At 60.5% G+C, this 16597-nt stretch carries 15 protein-coding genes and 1 pseudogene; 12 read left to right on the top strand and 4 right to left on the bottom strand.

The features are described 5' to 3' along the window. The first annotated feature begins 302 nt into the window (after positions 1-302). Positions 303-1742: a sodium:solute symporter family protein gene (locus tag ACQ4LH_RS09435; RefSeq protein ID WP_430696932.1), complete on the top strand. Its 1440-nt coding sequence runs from the start codon at positions 303-305 to the stop codon at positions 1740-1742. Between the two features lie 91 nt (positions 1743-1833). Continuing rightward, positions 1834-2115 (top strand): hypothetical protein, encoded by a 282-nt coding sequence (locus ACQ4LH_RS09430; RefSeq protein WP_430696931.1) that lies wholly within the window; start codon positions 1834-1836, stop codon positions 2113-2115. A gap of 530 nt (positions 2116-2645) precedes the next feature. Here ACQ4LH_RS09430 and ACQ4LH_RS09425 read toward each other — a convergent pair. After that, positions 2646-3407 (bottom strand): hypothetical protein, encoded by a 762-nt coding sequence (locus ACQ4LH_RS09425; RefSeq protein WP_430696930.1) that lies wholly within the window; start codon positions 3405-3407, stop codon positions 2646-2648. A gap of 15 nt (positions 3408-3422) precedes the next feature. Continuing rightward, positions 3423-4100, bottom strand: coding sequence for a DUF4197 domain-containing protein (locus ACQ4LH_RS09420; protein WP_430696929.1), 678 nt, complete (start codon positions 4098-4100; stop codon positions 3423-3425). Between the two features lie 358 nt (positions 4101-4458). Here ACQ4LH_RS09420 and ACQ4LH_RS09415 point away from each other — a divergent pair. After that, positions 4459-5346 (top strand): annotated as a pseudogene (locus ACQ4LH_RS09415) (cache domain-containing protein); the annotation flags it as partial. Positions 5347-5907: 561 nt separating this feature from the next. Next, positions 5908-6465, top strand: coding sequence for a methyl-accepting chemotaxis protein (locus ACQ4LH_RS09410; protein WP_430697034.1), 558 nt, complete (start codon positions 5908-5910; stop codon positions 6463-6465). On the opposite strand, the gene ACQ4LH_RS09405 is transcribed toward ACQ4LH_RS09410, so the two are convergent. Together ACQ4LH_RS09405 and plsB are read right to left on the bottom strand one after the other, a co-directional pair. Then, positions 6462-6677: a hypothetical protein gene (locus ACQ4LH_RS09405; RefSeq protein ID WP_430696928.1), complete on the bottom strand. Its 216-nt coding sequence runs from the start codon at positions 6675-6677 to the stop codon at positions 6462-6464. The genes ACQ4LH_RS09410 and ACQ4LH_RS09405 overlap by 4 nt on opposite strands. Positions 6678-6697: 20 nt before the next feature. Continuing rightward, positions 6698-9181 carry a glycerol-3-phosphate 1-O-acyltransferase PlsB gene (plsB, locus tag ACQ4LH_RS09400; RefSeq protein WP_430696927.1) on the bottom strand — a complete coding sequence of 828 codons (2484 nt, stop codon included), beginning with the start codon at positions 9179-9181 and terminating at the stop codon, positions 6698-6700. A 212-nt stretch (positions 9182-9393) separates the two neighbouring features. Here plsB and ACQ4LH_RS09395 point away from each other — a divergent pair, with 212 nt between their 5' ends. The 8 genes from ACQ4LH_RS09395 (at position 9394) to ACQ4LH_RS09360 (ending at position 16466) form a co-directional block, all read left to right on the top strand. Further along, complete coding sequence (locus ACQ4LH_RS09395; RefSeq protein WP_430696926.1) at positions 9394-9693, top strand: HvfA family oxazolone/thioamide-modified RiPP metallophore; 300 nt, start codon at positions 9394-9396, stop codon at positions 9691-9693. A gap of 27 nt (positions 9694-9720) precedes the next feature. Beyond that, on the top strand, positions 9721-10563 hold the full coding sequence (locus ACQ4LH_RS09390) for an HvfB family MNIO-type RiPP peptide maturase (protein WP_430696925.1): 843 nt from the start codon (positions 9721-9723) through the stop codon (positions 10561-10563). After that, on the top strand, positions 10560-11258 hold the full coding sequence (locus ACQ4LH_RS09385) for an HvfC family RiPP maturation protein (protein WP_430696924.1): 699 nt from the start codon (positions 10560-10562) through the stop codon (positions 11256-11258). The genes ACQ4LH_RS09390 and ACQ4LH_RS09385 overlap by 4 nt, the downstream gene beginning before the upstream one ends. Positions 11259-11311: 53 nt before the next feature. Beyond that, on the top strand, positions 11312-11911 hold the full coding sequence (locus tag ACQ4LH_RS09380; protein WP_430696923.1) for an HvfX family Cu-binding RiPP maturation protein: 600 nt from the start codon (positions 11312-11314) through the stop codon (positions 11909-11911). 229 nt (positions 11912-12140) lie between these two features. Next, on the top strand, positions 12141-13457 hold the full coding sequence (locus ACQ4LH_RS09375; protein ID WP_430696922.1) for an OprO/OprP family phosphate-selective porin: 1317 nt from the start codon (positions 12141-12143) through the stop codon (positions 13455-13457). 86 nt (positions 13458-13543) lie between these two features. Then, positions 13544-14464: a ParB/Srx family N-terminal domain-containing protein gene (locus ACQ4LH_RS09370; protein WP_430696921.1), complete on the top strand. Its 921-nt coding sequence runs from the start codon at positions 13544-13546 to the stop codon at positions 14462-14464. A gap of 66 nt (positions 14465-14530) precedes the next feature. Beyond that, positions 14531-15652 carry a GNAT family N-acetyltransferase gene (locus ACQ4LH_RS09365; protein WP_430696920.1) on the top strand — a complete coding sequence of 374 codons (1122 nt, stop codon included), beginning with the start codon at positions 14531-14533 and terminating at the stop codon, positions 15650-15652. A gap of 73 nt (positions 15653-15725) precedes the next feature. Beyond that, positions 15726-16466: an MgtC/SapB family protein gene (locus ACQ4LH_RS09360; protein WP_430696919.1), complete on the top strand. Its 741-nt coding sequence runs from the start codon at positions 15726-15728 to the stop codon at positions 16464-16466. Positions 16467-16597: the final 131 nt, after the last annotated feature.

Below are 16597 nucleotides of genomic sequence, written 5' to 3'. Positions count from 1 at the left end.
TAGGGCGTTTGCTGGCTTGCTGTCAAAAATATGCAACTACCTGCAGCTGCGCCTGAACAGGTTATGCAGCGATTACAGTCTGTTACATGGGGGTGCAGGCCGTTTTAGCGAATTATCTGCTGACGTTTCGTCGTTTTTGTTTGACATATTTTACGTATTTGCCAGACTGCGCGACCTTGAACGGGCGCGTGCAGCTACCCGTCAAAAATGGTCATAACAAAAACCTGTAGCCCATCGATCCGTCCTGCGCAGCCTGCGCGGGCCATGCATGCGGTGGGCTGACGTCTGTGGAACGGGAAAGCATGCTGATCTGGTTCGTTGCGCTCTATTTGCTGGTGACTGTCGCCATCGGTTTCTACGCCTCCACCCGGGTGCACAACACCCGCGATTTCGCCTCCGGTGGTCGTAGCATGGGCTTTCCCATCGTCGCCGCGATGGTGTTCGCCACCTGGTTCGGCTCCGAGGCGGTGCTGGGCATTCCCGCCACCTTCCTCGAAGAAGGCTTTGCCGGCATCGTCGAGGACCCATTCGGCTCCTTCGGCTGCCTGTTCCTCGTCGGCCTGATCATCGCCCGGCCGCTGTACCGGATGAACCTGCTGACCATCGGTGACTACTTCAAAAAGCGCTTCGGCCCGCAAGTCGAGCTGATCATCAGCCTGGTCATCGTCATGTCCTACCTGGGCTGGATCGCCGCGCAGCTGATTGCGCTGGGCCTGGTGTTCAACGTCATCTCAGACGGCAGCATCAGCACCACCCAGGGCATGTTCCTCGGCACCTTTATCGTGCTGCTCTACACCCTGTTCGGCGGCATGTGGTCGATTGCCCTGACCGACTTCTTCCAGATGATCATCATCGTGGTCGGCCTGATCTACTTGGTCTGGCTGTTCAGCGACATGGCCGGCGGCGCCGATCTGGTGATCAGCAAGGCGGCCAGCGAAGGCAAGTTCACCTTTATGCACGCCTTCGAGCCCAAGGATATCGTCGCCTTTATCGGCGCCGCGGTGACCATGATGCTCGGCTCCATCCCGCAGCAGGACGTGTACCAGCGCGTGATGTCGGCCAAGAGCGAGAACATCGCCGCGCGCGCCTCGATGACCGGTGCGGTGTTCTACCTCGGCTTCTGCATGCTGCCGGTGTTTCTGGTCTACGCCGCCTCGATGATCGACCCGGCGCTGGTCGAGAAGTGGCTGGCCGAAGATTCGCAGATGATTCTGCCGCTGCTGATCCTCGACAAGACGCCGCTGTTCGCCCAGATCATGTTCTTCGGTGCGCTGCTCTCGGCCATCATGTCCACCGCCTCCGGCACCCTGCTGGCGCCATCGGTAACCCTGACCGAGAACGTGCTCAAGCGCTTCTTGCCGGTGCTTAACGACAAGCAGTTCCTGCTACTGATGCGCGTCACTATCGTGGTCTGCGCGGCATCCACCCTGAGCTTTGCCCTGTATTCGGATGCGAGCATCTACGAGATGGTCGGCAACGCTTACAAGGTGACCCTGGTGGCGGCGGTGGTGCCGTTGTTTGCCGGGTTGTTCTGGAAGCGTGCGACCACCCAGGGCGCGTTGGTTGCCATCGCCTTTGGTCTGGTGTCGTGGATCTATCTGGAATACAGCTGGAGCGAAGCCGCCTTCTGGCCGCCACAGCTGGCGGGCCTGCTGTTCAGCATGGCCGGTATGTTGATTGGTACGCTGCTGCCGCAATGGAGCCGTAACCACAACGGCACGCTGGTGGCGCAGGCGGAGTAAGCCTGGCGTTTGCCTGACAAAACCCCGCTGATTGGCGGGGTTTTGTTTTCGGGCCGGGCGAGGGCATATCTCGCCCTTGCAGGAGCGGCCCATGGCCGTGAGCTTTGTTGTTTTCTGGGATTGGTCTTTGTATGCGCCGTTTTTGCTGCGTTTCGGATATTGGTTCCGCCCTTACGGCGGCTCACTTTTGGCAGACGCCCCAAAAGTAAGCAAAAAGTCTTGCCCCTTGCATTCGGGTCTTGCTGCGCTCGACTTCCCTTGTTCCATCATTGCTCCAGGGGCCCGCCGCGAAGGGCCATCCCTGGCCCATCGCGGCTCTCGCGGCATCCATGCCGCTCAACCCCTTCCGCAACGATTCCACTCGGCCTTCTGATGGGGCGTTTGGCGTCGTCTGCGAGATTGTGGGCAAGTGACAAAAAGGCCAAACCAGCGCTGCGTAGGATGGGTGGCGCGCAGCGATACCCATCAATCAACCGCATGGGTATCGCGCTGCTCAACCCATCCTACGAATGTCCGCCGACCCTGTAGGAGCGGGCTTGCCCGCGATGCTTTTGCTTCGGCTTTTCCCACAACTCGCCCAAACAACGCGGTCCCCGAACCCCGTCAGGAGGCCGAGCGTAGGTGCTGTGGAGAGGGGCGTTTGGCATGGATGCCAAACGAGGAACGATGGGCCAGGGATGGCCCTCCGTGACGACCCTCGGAACAGCACCGGAGCGAGGGGAGTTGAGCGCAGCGAAATCCGGATGCCGGGCGCGCTTTCTCTTTGGTTACTTTCTCTTTGCGCGCGCAAAGAGAAAGTAACTCGGCGTAAGGCCGAAACCAGTAGTAGCAGTCAAAGAACGTGCGGCGGGCGTTGGGAAAAGATGGGTATCGCTACGCTTAACCCATCCATCCTATGAGGGATTAGGCGGAATTCCAGGACGTTCCGAGCTCAAGGGCCACACCCTTGAATCGACTGAAGTAGAAGGTTCGATCAAATGGGCTCACGATGGCCAAAGCGTCTTCTCTCGTTGGTAGTTCGAATAGCTGCGATGGTTTCGCTCCGTCGGAAACTAGAAGCAGCCAGTTCTTCTTGACGCGTTGGGCGTACTTGGGAAGAAGAGCAGCCTTCTTGTCCACTCCTGCTTGAAGAATCTGATTGGTCATCGGAGCGACCCACCCAGCGCCTGGTGAAGACCAGTGCGCCATGCTGGCTTCCGGGACGCCCAGCATGTGGACGTAATTGATGACTTCTGGAAGTGTCTCCGTGACGTAGTCCGGCTTCCACTGAACGTGTTGTCCAGGTACAAGCGCCTGGGCTTGAACGAAGGTTGCCAACCGTGATGCTGTTTCCTCTCTGTTTACTTTCCGGAGGTCTCTGCTTAGGGAGAAAAGAACGGATACGTGTGCATGTTGAGCTCCAGATATGCGGTAGAGCTGACTCGCTTGGGCGACAATTTGCTGTGTCAATGACTCTCGGCCTTGAAGAGAGCCGCTAGCTTCTCGTTGGTTCTGGAACAGCTCGGTTATCTCGACACCAACAAGTTCGTCATCAACGCGAATGATCACGTCGGGTGCCTCATTGCTGGCATCAACGATTTCAGCTTCAATCTGTGCTGCCGCCAAGAATTGCTCCAGCAGGAAGCGCTCGAATTGCTTCTTCTTGTGCGGTGAGCCCATGAACATGACTCCTAATCCTTCTTACAACGCCCCAAACACCTTCTTAGCCAAACTGGTCGCCGCACCAGCCGGGTTCTCACGGATGCTGGCTTCCTGCTCAGCGATCATCGCGAACAGGCCGTCCAGCGCCTGCTCGGTTACATAGTTCTCAATATTCGCGCTTTTCGCGTCGATCACGCCAAAGCTCGCGGCTTGGCCGGCGAAGCTGTTGTATTGCTTGGCCAGGCCGACTTGGTCGGTGGCTTGCTTAACGATGGGCAGGAACTTGGCGCGGATCTGTTCGCGGCTGGTCTTGTTCAGGTACTGGGTGGCGGAATCTTCCGAGCCGGCGAGGATGCGCTTGGCGTCCTGCACGGTCATCTTCTTCACCGAATCCACCAGCAGCGCCTGGGCTTGCGGCACGGCGGCTTCGGCGGCTTTGTTCATGCTCGCTTCAAGCTGATCAACCTGCGCGCCCATGCCCATCATCTTCATGGTTTTCGCGGCTTTGCCGAGGTTGCCCGGCAGTTCGATGCGCACGTCCGGGTTGTTGCTGAAACCACCGGGTTTGCCCAGTTGCTGCACGGCCACTTTGGCGCCTTGGGTGAGGGCGTCCTTGAGGCCGCCGCTGGCGTCGCTTTGCGAGAGGTCGGCCAGCGACAGGGCGAAGGCGCTGCTGGAGAGGGCGAGGCCGGCGGCCAGGGAGATAAGACGAAGCATGATGGGCATCCTTGTGCGATGGGTAAGGCAGTAGCTGGAGCTTAACGGACTGGCGCGTACAGGCAAATGGAGCTGTGCTGTGGTTTGGCTGTTTGAGGAGGTGGCCGAAAAACTGCTTTGAGCTGTTGCCAATCCGCATAGGCATGCGGCCCTGCAGCGGTTAACCGCCACGGCCTTGCGCTTATTCATCTATAACTCATTGCATGCGTCTGGCACTTAGGTCGGTGCCAGATTGTGTGCACGCAAATTGCGTAAGCAACGGCGTATTGCAGGCCCCGATCTTGCTGGTGGAACCGGGAGCGTTCGTAGGCAGTTCTGGTAGTCCCCTTGAGTGTCCTTTCCACGCAGGAGTAATGGCATGGCTTTAGTCCCCGTTCGGCTGTCGCAGCGTTTGACTATGGGTTGCATCGTCCTTCTGATTCTTACCGCACTGGCGGTGTTTGCCGTGATGGCCCTGCGTGGCCAGCCGCGTGTGGTGGCGGCCAGTGGCGAGCTGATTGAGCAGACCGGTAGCGCCATCGTGCGTCAGCTGGCGTTGCAGTTGGCGCGCATTGAAGGGGTGACGGCCAGCCTGGCGCATCTGGCCGAAGTGCTGCCGCGTGAAGAGCCGCTGTACCTCAACAGCCTGCCCAATCTGATCGACAGTCAGGGTGATAAAGCGATTGCCGGCGGCGGCGTCTGGCCAGAGCCAAATGCCTTTAGCGAGGGCGCTGCGCGCCGCAGTTTCTTCTGGGCGCGCGGCGCGGATGGGCGCTTGAGCTATTCCGACGATTACAACGCGGCCGATGGCCCTGGTTACCACAACGATGCCTGGTACACCGGCGCGCGCAGCAGCAAGGCCGGCCAGTGCCTGTGGTCGGAGGCTTATCAGGATGCGGTGACCGGTGTGCCGATGGTCACCTGCAGTGTGCCTTACCAGCTTGAAGGACGCTTTGCCGGCGTCGCGACCTTGGACTTGCTGCTGGACGATCTGGCGCGCTTTCTAACCGAGCAGGGCAAGGTGACCGATGGCTATGCCTTCGCCCTTGATCAGGCGGGCAACGTGCTGCATTTCCCGAACATGACCGGCGCCAAGGTCGGCGCGATGATCAAATTTGCTGATCTGGCGCAGCAGCACAGCTGGCTCAAACCGGTGCAGGAAGCGCTGAACAGCAGCAGTTCGGGGGCGATTCGCAACCTTGATCTGGAAAACGACGAGCAGCTTAAGCAGGCCAGCCGCGTCAGCCTGTTCGTGATGCCCGATACCGGCTGGGTGATCGGTCTGGCGACCCCGCAGGAACGGGTCACGGGTTTGGCGCGTGCGCTGACCTGGGAGATTTTGTTGTTCCTCCTGCCGCTGCTGGCCGTGTTGCTGGCGCTGGCCTGGTTGGCCGGGCGCAAGTTGATCGGCCAACTGGAAGAAACCACCGCGCAGATCGACTCCCTGGGTCGTGGCTCGGCTAACCGTGATGTGGAATTGAGCGTGGAGCGCGAGGATGAAATCGGCGCGCTGCGTCACGCGGTCAATCGCTATGCCGGGCAGTTGCGAACCATGCTTCAGCGCATCGCCGAGGAAGCCGACCATCTGCAGACCGAAGCCGCGCAACTGGGCGGCCTGAGCAGCACCCTGGCCGGGCGCGCCGAGCAGCAGCGGCAAGAGAACACCCAACTGGCGGCAGCGATTACCGAGATGTCGTCGAGTGCTCAGGAAGTGGCGCAGAACACCAACGACTGCGCCAATACTGCGCAGAGTTCACTGCTGGTGGTGCAGCAAGGGCAGCAGAAGGTTGCCTCCAACAGCTCGGCAATTCAGGCGCTGTCGGCGGAAATGGCCGGTGCGGCGATGGTGATCAGCCGGCTGGAGAAAGACAGCCAGCAGGTTGGCGCCGTGCTGGATGTGATCAAGGCGATTTCCGAACAAACCAACCTGCTGGCGCTGAATGCCGCTATCGAGGCCGCCCGGGCCGGTGAGCAGGGCCGTGGATTTGCTGTGGTGGCCGATGAGGTGCGTACCCTGGCGGGTAAAACCCAGGCCTCGGCCAATGAGATCAGCACCATGATCAGCGCGCTGCAGCAGGCCTCACGCCAGGCGGTGCAGGCCATGCAAGCCGGTGAGGCACGTACCGAACATGCGGTGGTCGAGGCCGAAGGCGCGGCGACGGCGCTGTCCAGTACGGTGCAGAGCTTCGATGATATTTCCCAACGCGCCCAGCAGATCGCCGTGGCGGCGCAACAGCAAAGCCATGTGACCCAGGAGATCAACGAACTGGCGGTGCGTATCCACAGCATCAGCGAAGAAAACGCCCGCGATGCCCAGGCGCTGGATCAGGTCAGCAGCGCCATGCAGGCGTTGTCGTCACGCTTGACCGGGTTAAGCCGCGGTTAGTTGTTTAACCGCTGCAGCTCGCGACGCACCATCTGCGCGTAGGCGGCGGGCTTAAGGGCGTACAGCTCAGCTGCGACCCAGCTAAGCCAACGCCCACCCAGCTCGGCCTTGGCGGCCAGCAGGCGCTGGGCTTCAGCTTCTGCGCGGGCTTGATTGGCTTGGTGAAACGCCGCACGGGAGGGCCGTGCGGGTTGGTCGTTGGTTTCGCTCATAACGGTGCGGCCAGGCCGGTTTACACCGGCTCGGCGACATCCTCGTTGCGATCCATGGCCACCTGGCGGATCGACAGGCGCAGCTCTGCCGGCAGTACGCGCTTGGCGGCGCCTTCGGCCAGTTCGCTGAGCAGCGGGTGATGGCTGAGCTTGCCGGCTTCATCCTGACGCAGCACGCCATGCTCCAGCAGACTCTGGATAAAGTGACGGAACAGGCTTTTGTCGAAGAACTCCGGGGCGTTGAGGCCATGCAGGATCGACAAGCGCTGGGCCATCACGGTGCAGAGGTCTTCCAGCTCTTCGGCGCTGATGGCGTTCTGTCCGGCATTCAGCAGCAGGGCAGTGGCCATATAGAAGCGCTGCAGGGTTTGCACGATGGCGCGGGCCAGCAGGGTGAGCAGGACGAACTCGCGCGAGCTTGGCGCCGGGCGCACGTACATGTCGCCATCGAGCTTGAGCAGGCCCTGTTCAACGAAGGCGGTCAGCCATTGATCGACCACACCGTCCAGCTCATCCAGGTTCCAGCGGATAAACAGTTCGGCTTGCAGGTAGGGGTAGAGCGCGCGAGTGTAGCGCAGGATCTGCTCGCGGCTCATCCGTGAACTGCTCTGGAAGAAGCTCGCCAGCAGCGCCGGCAGGGCGAAGATGTGCAGCACGTTGTTGCGGTAGTAGGTCATCAGAACGGCGTTCTGCTCGTCCAGATAGAGGATCTTGCCGAGGGCATCCTTCTGTTCGGCGAGCAGGTTCATCTTCTGCACGTATTCGATCAGCGCCTGGCCGTTACCGTCCGGCAGGGTGGTGTGCGGCGAGTAGGGCACGCTGCGCAGCAGGGCTAGATAGAGGTCGAGCACCCGCGACAGGGCGCGCTCATCCAGGGCCAGCTTGCTGGTGGAGAGCAGCGCCAGGGCTACCAGGTTGACCGGGTTGATCGCCGCCGCCTCGTTGAGGTGCTGCGCCACGCGCTCGCCGAGGTTGTTGGTGGCTTCATTCAGCCAGGCTGGGCGGTACTGGGTGCCATAGTCCTGCGTGCGCCAGTCGGGTTGCTCACTGTCGAGAAATTCCGCCAGCTTGATCGGCTCACCGAAGTTGACCCAGACATGGCCGAAACGCTGCTTGAGTGCGCCGATAACCTTGAAGATGTCGAAGATCGACTCTTTCTTCTTGCTCGCGCCGCGCAGCTCACCCAGGTAGGTGCGGCCTTCCAGCACGCGCTCGTAGCCGATATAGACCGGCACAAACACCACCGGCAGGCGGTTGCTGCGCAGGAAGCTGCGCATGGTGATGGCCAGCATGCCGGTTTTCGGCTGCAGCATGCGCCCGGTGCGCGAGCGGCCGCCTTCGACGAAGTACTCGACTGGGAAGCCCTTGCTGAACAGGGTGTGCAGGTATTCGTTGAAGACTGCGGTGTACAGCGGGTTGCCCTTGAAGGTGCGGCGCATAAAGAACGCGCCGCCACGCCGTAGCAGGCTGCCGATCACCGGCATATTGAGGTTGATACCGGCAGCGATATGCGGCGGCGTCAGACCATTGCGGAACAGCAGGTAGGACAGCAGCAGGTAGTCGATATGGCTGCGGTGGCAGGGCACATAGATCACCTCATGGCCCTGGGCGACTTCCTGCACGCCTTCGATATGGTTGACCTTGATGCCGTCGTAGATCTTGTTCCAGAACCAGCTCAGCACCAGTTCGAGGAAGCGAATGGCGGTGTAGGTGTAGTCCGAGGCGATCTCGTTGCCATAGCGCAGGGCCTGGCTTTCGGCCTTCTCCAGGCTGATGTTCTCGCGTTCGGCTTCTTCGATGATCGCCTGGCGCACCTGCGGGCCGTGCACCAGGCCTTTGACCAGGTTGCGTCGGTGCGACACGTCCGGGCCGATCACGGCGGCCTTCTGATTGCGGAAGTGCACGCGCAGGATTCGCTGGACCATGCGCAGGGTGCGCTCGTGGCCTTTGTCCTGCTCGATCAACTCGCGCATATGAATAGGTGTGGAGAACTGCACACGGGTCTTGCGCCCCAGAATCAGGATGCTCACCAGTCGGCGCAGACGCCCGGTGACCGCCCAACTGTCGGCAAACAGCAGCTTCCATGGGCTGGTTTCACGGTCTGGCGATTGGCCCCAGAACACGCTGACCGGAATGATCTGCGCATCGTCTACCGCATGCTGGCTCAGCGCGCTGACCAGGCGTTGCAGGGTGGGCGAGATGCCGCGTTTGTCCTGCCGGCCGAGCCAATCGGGCTCTGGGGTCAGGTAGAAGAAGGCGGCAGGCTCCAGCAGCTCACCCACCGCTACCGGCAATACCGGGCGCGGCAAGCCGGCCTTGCGGCACTCGGTGTCGACCACCGCCAGGTCACTCATCGACGGCTGCTGCAGCACGTAGAACACCGGCTTGCTGCGGTCGAGCTTGAGGGTAAAGGCGGACTGGTTAATGGTTTCCGAGCGCACCCAGAGGTACAGCACGCGGCGCAGGGTGCCAAAAACGAGACGGCGGAGCGGGGATCGGGTCATACGGAGTCTGCAGGCTTGAAAACGAGCATTTGCTCGGGGGGCGTAGTGTGCCGGATCGGCTGCCTGGCGGCAAAAATCTTCTAGGATTTAGCCGCCAGCTGGTTTGGTTGCGAAATTTTTTCGGTCCAGCTGTAACAGCCGCTTGTCGGCCGCGTCTATTGGGCCGAGGTAGCCAATCGGCCGCCACTGTGAACCACCATCGGAGAATTGCCATGAAACATCTGAACACTGTTGTTGCTTCCCTGGGCGCGGTGCTGTTGAGCAGCGCAGTATTTAGCGTGCAGGCCGCGAGCAACCCGTTTGCTGCGCAGGAGCTGAGCAGCGGTTACAGCCTGGCTGAGGGCGAGAAATCTGCCGAAGGCAGCTGTGGCGAAGGCAAATGCGGCGGCGAGATGAAGAAAGCTGAAGGCGAAGGCAAGTGTGGTGAAGGCAAGTGCGGTGGCGAAGCCAAGGCCGAAGGCGAGGGCAAATGCGGTGAAGGCAAGTGCGGCGCTGAGAAGAAAGCCGAGTAACTGAATAACTGGGTGTAGGGGCAGAATATGCAGATGGATTTCGTCAACGGCGCTGGGCTGGGCCTGCGTCGCGGCCTGCTTGGCGCGCTGCAGGACTGCAGCGTAGGCGAGGTGGATTTCCTCGAAGTGGCGCCGGAGAACTGGATCGGCGTGGGTGGACGTTTGGGCAAGCAGTTGCGTGCCTTAAGCGAGCGCCTGCCACTGCTCTGCCATGGTCTGTCCCTCAACCTCGGTGGTTTTGCCCCGCTGGATATCGAGCTGCTCAAGGCCATCAAGGCCTTTCTCGAGCAGCACGGTGTGCGCGGTTACAGCGAGCATCTGTCGGCCTGCGCCGATCATGGCCAGCTCTATGACCTGATGCCGCTGCCCTTTTCCGAGGAGTCGGTGCTGCGTATCGCCGAGCGCGTGCGCATCGTGCAGGACGTGCTGGAGCGTCCGCTGATTATCGAGAACGTTTCGGCCTATGCGCAGTTGCCGGGCGAGCTGGATGAAGCGGCGTTTGTCAGCGCTGTGCTGGAGCAGGCCGACTGCCAGCTGTTGCTCGACGTGAACAACGTCTTCGTCAACAGCATCAATTTCAACTTCGATGCGGCCGCCTATATCGCTGCCATGCCCAGTGCGCGCATCGCCTATCTGCATGTGGCCGGGCATTACGACCAGGCCAGCGATCTGAAAATCGACACCCACGGCGCGCCGGTGATCGACCCGGTCTGGGCGCTGCTGGAACAGGCCTACGCCGTGCACGGCGTGCGCCCGACCTTGCTGGAGCGGGATTTCAACTTCCCGCCGATTGCCGAGCTGTATGCCGAGGTGGCGCAGACTCGTCAGCTGCAAGCGGCTGCAGCTCCTTTGCGGAGTTACGGCACATGAGTGGCGTGGAGCTGCAACAGCAGTTTGCCGCGCGTATTCGTCAGCCGGAGCAGCAACCCTTGCTCGATGGCATCAGCGCCGAGCGTATGGCGGTGTATGAATCGCTGTTCTTCAACAATATCGAAGGCTTTATCAGCGGCGCTTTTCCGGTGCTGCACCGGCTGATCGACGCCAGCCGCTGGCAGCGCCTGGTACGCAGTTTTATCGCCGAGCATCAGGCGCGCACGCCGTACTTTCTTGAGATCAGCCAGGAGTTTCTCACCTGGTTGCAGCAGGGCTATGTCGCCGAGGCGGGCGATCCGCCGTTTATCCTCGAACTGGCGCATTACGAATGGGTCGAGTTGGCCCTGGATGTCAGCGAGGCCGAGTTGCCTGCGCAGGGCTGGTCGCCACTGGCTTGGCCGCTGGCCTATCAGTGGCCGGTGCAGCGTATTGGCACGGACTTCCAGCCGGCCGAGCCACCCAGCGAGCCGACGTGCTTGCTGGTCTGGCGTGATGCGCAGGACAAGGTGCGCTTTATGCAAATAAGCCCGTTTGCCTATCAATTGGCGGCGCGGCTGCAGGCCGGTGAGGCTGCCGAGCCGGCCCTGCTGGAACTGGCGCAGCAGCATGGCCTAAACGCCGACAACGCCTATTTCAACAACGCCCAAACCCTGCTGGATGACTGGCAGCGCCAGGGCATCTGGCGTCCTTAACCTCTCGCTGTACCTGACCCTCGGCGCCCAGCGCCGGCTTGTGGAGATTTACCATGCTGAGCTTTTTCAATCGTCTCCAGGACGCCCTGGACGCTTCTTGTCGCCTGGATTTTCTCGGCCCGCTGTTGCTGCGCCTGTACCTGGTGCCGGTGTTCTGGATGGCTGGCAGCCACAAACTGGCGGATATCGAGGCCACTGCCGCGTGGTTCGGCAACCCGGATTGGGGCCTGGGTTTGCCATTCCCCGAGCTGCTGGCCTGGGCGGCAGCGCTGACTGAAATGGGCGGGGCGCTGCTGCTGTTGTTCGGCTTGGCAGTGCGCTGGGTGAGCATTCCGCTGATCGTTACCATGCTGGTGGCGATCTTCGTCGTGCACCTGCCCTACGGCTGGCAGGCGATTGCCGATGCCAGCGCGCCGTTTGCCAATGAGCGGGTCATGGAGTCGGTGGGCAAGCTCGAGCGCGCCCGTGAGCTGCTCAAAGAACACGGCAATTACGACTGGCTGACCAGCAGCGGCAAGCTGGTGGTGCTGAACAACGGCATCGAGTTTGCCGCCACCTATCTGGTAATGCTGGTGGCGCTGTTTTTCAGCGGCGCCGGGCGCTGGCTAAGCCTGGATTACTGGCTGGGCAAGGCGTTACGCAAACAGTCTTGAGCCAAATCTGGCCCGCCGCTGCAAGGGCGCGCGGGCCGTTGGCAAAGTGCCGGTCTAGAGTTGTTCCCACTGCTTATAGGCAAAGGAAGTAAAAAGTTCCGTTGTAATCAAATATTTATATATCAGCAACTGCCCTGAAATATCCCGCCGCCAAGATTCCCTCCAGCACGAACGAGCCCCAGCGCTCGAGTGTTTTCAACACTTAAAAGTCCATTTAGAGGAATCTTCGATGATCCGTAAGCACAGCTTTCGTGGAGTAATGGCCGGCTTCGCAACCAGCGCTCTGGCCCTGGCCGTTTCCGCCCAGGCTTTCGCCGGTACCGTCAGCACTGACGGCGCCGATATCGTGATCAAAACCAAGGGTGGCCTGGAAGTCGCTACCACTGACAAAGAGTTCAGCTTCAAACTAGGCGGCAAGCTGCAGTGGGATGCCACCAACTTTGACGGCCTGATGGCCGGTACGCAGAACGATCCGTTCGATGACACCTTCAACACCTTTATCCGTCGCGGTGAAGTCGGTTTTGAAGGCGTGGCCTACAAGGACTGGGGCTATGGCCTGCGTGTCAGCTATGACGAAGATGAGGGCACCGACTTCGATCGTGCCTATATCACCTACAGTGGACTGGGCTTTGCCGACGTGACCGTTGGCCAGTTCGGTGTCGACTACGGCCTGGAAGGCACCACCAGTTCGTCCTGGATCACTGCCATCGAACGTCCGTTTATGTATGACTTCCTCAATGGCGACGAAGATGCCAAGTTCGGTGTCAACGTTATGCACGCCGGCGACAACTACGGCCTGATGGCTCAGGTTGCCCACTACGATCAGTATGAGAGCGACGACAACGACGAGCTGTACGGCTACACCCTGCGCGCCAACTGGGCACCTTACCTGGATGGCACTGATGTGATCCACCTGGGTGCTAACTACCACAGCAGCAGCCCGGACGATAACACTGCCAACGTGCGTACTCGCATGGGCATCCGCAGTGATGAGGACGCGCGCATAGCCTTTGGTGCTACTGCCGATACCGACAAAGACTCTGAATGGGTGTTGGAAGCCGGTGCTCAGTTCGGTTCGTTCCGCGCTGCTGCTGAATATTTCCAGCGCCAGGTTTCCGGTGAGACTGCTGGTGGTCTTGATGCCGACGTGGATGCCAGCGGTTACTCCGCTCAGGTGTCTTACATGATTGGTGGCGCTCGTAACTACAAAGCCGGTGCCGGCAAGTGGGACAAGCCAACCGACATGAAGGGTACTTTCGAAGTATTTGCACGCTATGAAAGCAACACCATCGACTCTGATGCGGGTGCTATTCCTCCTCAGTTGATGGGCGGTGTGGTTGGCGTGGTCGCTGATGATCTGAGTGATGAATTCACTGCCAATGCCATGGTGGTCGGTGTGAACTACTTTGCTACTCCGGCTGTACGCATGAGCCTGAACTATGTTGACTACGAAGTAGATAACATCGACACCAACTCGCAAGTAGGTGGTGAAAACGTGCAGGACGACGGCAAAGCCATCATCGGCCGCCTGCAGTACGTATTCTAAGTAACACTGCTTAACCGCTGCTCCTATCTTTGAGCCCCGCCTAGTGCGGGGCTTTTTTTCGTCAGTTTTGTGTGAGGAAAAGTCTGATGCGCATGTGTGCTGTGTTGTTACTGCTGGTGGGTTTTAGCGCTATTGCCGTGGCTGAGGATTACCGTGCGGCCAAACCGGGTGATTTGTTGCAGGTGCGTCTTGAACAGTTGCACCCGACCCAGGCCGTGGTGGGTTATGACCAGATTTATTACAAGCTCGGGCGTTTTGCCAAAGAGCCGAACAAGCTCTTCGATGAGTATTGCGAGGGCAATGGCCAGGGCGAAAGCAGCAAGGTGCCAAAGGGCGCCAATCTGCATCAGCCGGACAGCTTTAGTTGCCAGGGCGCAGTGGCTTCACGCAGCAGTGAGATGAAAACCGTGGTGGTAGGTCCAGAGGGCCAACTGTACCTGACCGATGGTCACCATACGTTCACCACGCTGTGGGAGCAGCCTGAAGGCGGTGCAAAGCTGCAGATGTGGGTCAAGGTGACCGACAACTTTAGCGACAGCCCGGATCTGGCCAGCTTCTGGCAGCGCATGCAGGCTGCACGCAAGGTCTGGCTCAAGGATGGCCAGGGCCAGATGATTACCCCGGAGCAGATTCCAGCGCAGCTTGGCCTGGGCAGCCTGGCGGATGATCCCTACCGCGCACTGGTGTATTTCACCCGCGAGGTGGCCTATGACAAACCGCGTTCGGGCGACGTGGCCCCGGAGTTTCTTGAGTTCTACTGGGGCAACTGGCTGCGTGGCCAGCTCAACCTGAGCGAATACGACCTGCGCGACAAGGGCGACTACCGCGACGCGATTGGCGCAGCGGCCAAGTTGATGGTCGCCCTGGAGGCCGATAGCACGGTGGGTGACAGCGGCTTCAAGGCGTCTGAGCTGGGCGGCTATTCCTCCGTCGACCGCAAGGAAATGGGCAAAATGGCCAGCAAGAAGCTGCCGTATATGGTTGCCTACAAGGCCACGCGCCAGTAAAGCCAAGGCAGCATCAAGGCGTGCGGCTATATATAGTGCAGCCTTGCCCGACTCACCGAGCTGCCGATGTTGCCGACCTGCCTGAACTCCATCCATGAAATTGCCGCCAGTCAGTGGGATGCACTGCTGACTGATGCGCAGCCTTTCTTGCGCCATGCTTTTCTCTCGGCGCTGGAAGAAAGCGGCAGCGTTGGCGGGCGCAGTGGCTGGCAGCCGGCTCATACGGTTTTAAAGGGCGAACAGGGCCAACTGCTGGCGGCCATGCCGAGCTACGTGAAAAGCCATTCCTATGGTGAGTACGTGTTCGACCATGGCTGGGCCGATGCCTGCCACCGCGCGGGTATCGATTATTACCCCAAGCTGCTCGGCGCGATTCCCTTCTCGCCAGTAACGGGCCAACGCCTGCTGGGCGCACCGCAGGCGGCCGGGCAATTGCTCGACGAGCTAAGCGCTGGCTTGGAGCAACAGGGCCTGTCGAGCCTGCATATCAACTTCACCACCGAGGCCGAAAATGCGCTGCTGCAGGGCCGTGACGGCTGGTTGCAGCGTCTGGGTTGTCAGTTTCACTGGCGCAACCGCGGCTACCGGGATTTTCAGGAGTTTCTCGATGCGCTCAGTTCACGCAAGCGTAAACAGATGCGCAAAGAGCGCGAGCAAGTGGCGGGGCAGGGCATCGAATTTGACTGGCGTGAGGGCCATCAGCTCAGTGAGCTGGAGTGGGACTTCGTCTACCTGTGTTACGCCAACACCTACCGCGTGCGCGGCCAGTCACCGTACCTGACGCGCGCCTTCTTCAGCCTGCTGGCCGAGCGCATGCCGGAGATGATCCGCGTGGTGCTCGCCCATCAGGCCGGTAGACCTGTGGCTATGGCATTCAGTCTGGTCGGTGGCGACAGCCTGTACGGACGTTACTGGGGTTGTCTGGCGGAGTTTGATCGGCTGCACTTCGAGACCTGTTTCTACCAGGGTATGGACCATGCTATCGCCAGTGGCCTGCAACGCTTCGACGCCGGTGCTCAAGGCGAGCACAAGCTGATTCGCGGCTTTGAACCGGTCATCACCCACTCCTGGCATTACCTCTGCCACCCCGGCCTGCGCAATGCCGTGGCGAACTTCCTCGCCGAAGAACAGCACGGCATCCGCGCTTATGCCGAACAGGCCCGCGAGCTGTTGCCGTACCGTCAATAGCGTCGCCGGCTCGCGCAGTTTAGCGGGGCGGCAACTACGCTCAGAGCATGTCCGCTGTTGCGCGAGGTGTGTTGTGAGTGCATTTGCCCTGGTCGATAAGCTCTGGCTGCTGCCGGGCGTGGCGGTCAATCTGACCCTGTTTCTGAATATGCTCGGCGCGCTGCTGCTCGGCTTGCTGGTCGGTTACGAGCGTTCCTACCATGGCCGCGCAGCGGGCATGCGCACCTATGGCATGGTCTGCATGGCCTCCTGTGCGCTGACGGTGCTCTGCGTGTACCCGCAGCACTGGTTGGGCGATCACTCACTATCCAGCGTCGACCCGACGCGGGTAATTCAGGGCGTGGTCACCGGCATCGGTTTTCTTGGTGCCGGGCTGATCATGAAAGACGGCATGAGCATCAGCGGCCTGACCACGGCGGCGTCGATCTGGGCGTCTTCGGCGATTGGCGTGCTGGTGGGCGTCGGCTTCTATGGTGCGGCGGTGTTGCTCAGCCTGATTTCCGCCGGGTTGATGATGTGGGGCGCCAAGCTGGAGGCGCGGCTGCCGTCGCGCCCGGCGCTGGCCATTGTGCTGCGCTTCGCTCCGGGTTTTGTCCGACCGCATGAGGCGCGTTTGCGTGAGATCGCCCGCGAACGCGGCTATGTAATTGCCGGTGGCTCGTTCACCGTGAGTTTTGATCAGGGCCAGCTGGAATGGCGCTTTGTCGCCGTGGCGGTGGACGGGCAGAAGAGTGCACGGATCAGCGATATGGCCGACGAGCTGGCGCAGCTGGAAGGGGTGGCGAAGTTTCAGATGGCCCATGCGCGCAACTGAACTTCGCCAATCCGTTCTTAAAGCCTATTCACGATCTCGCGAGCTAGAGTCCTGCAAGGCAAAAACAGGCGAGGAAGCGGAGTGTACTTTTGTACATGAGCATTCCGAGCCTGTTTTTAACGCCGCAGGGC

Source organism: Pseudomonas peli (genome assembly GCF_050563605.1).
GTDB classification, from domain to species: Bacteria; Pseudomonadota; Gammaproteobacteria; order Pseudomonadales; family Pseudomonadaceae; genus Aquipseudomonas; species Aquipseudomonas peli_A.
Note: the sequence above shows the minus strand (reverse complement) of the source record. Positions and strands in the feature narration are given on the sequence as shown.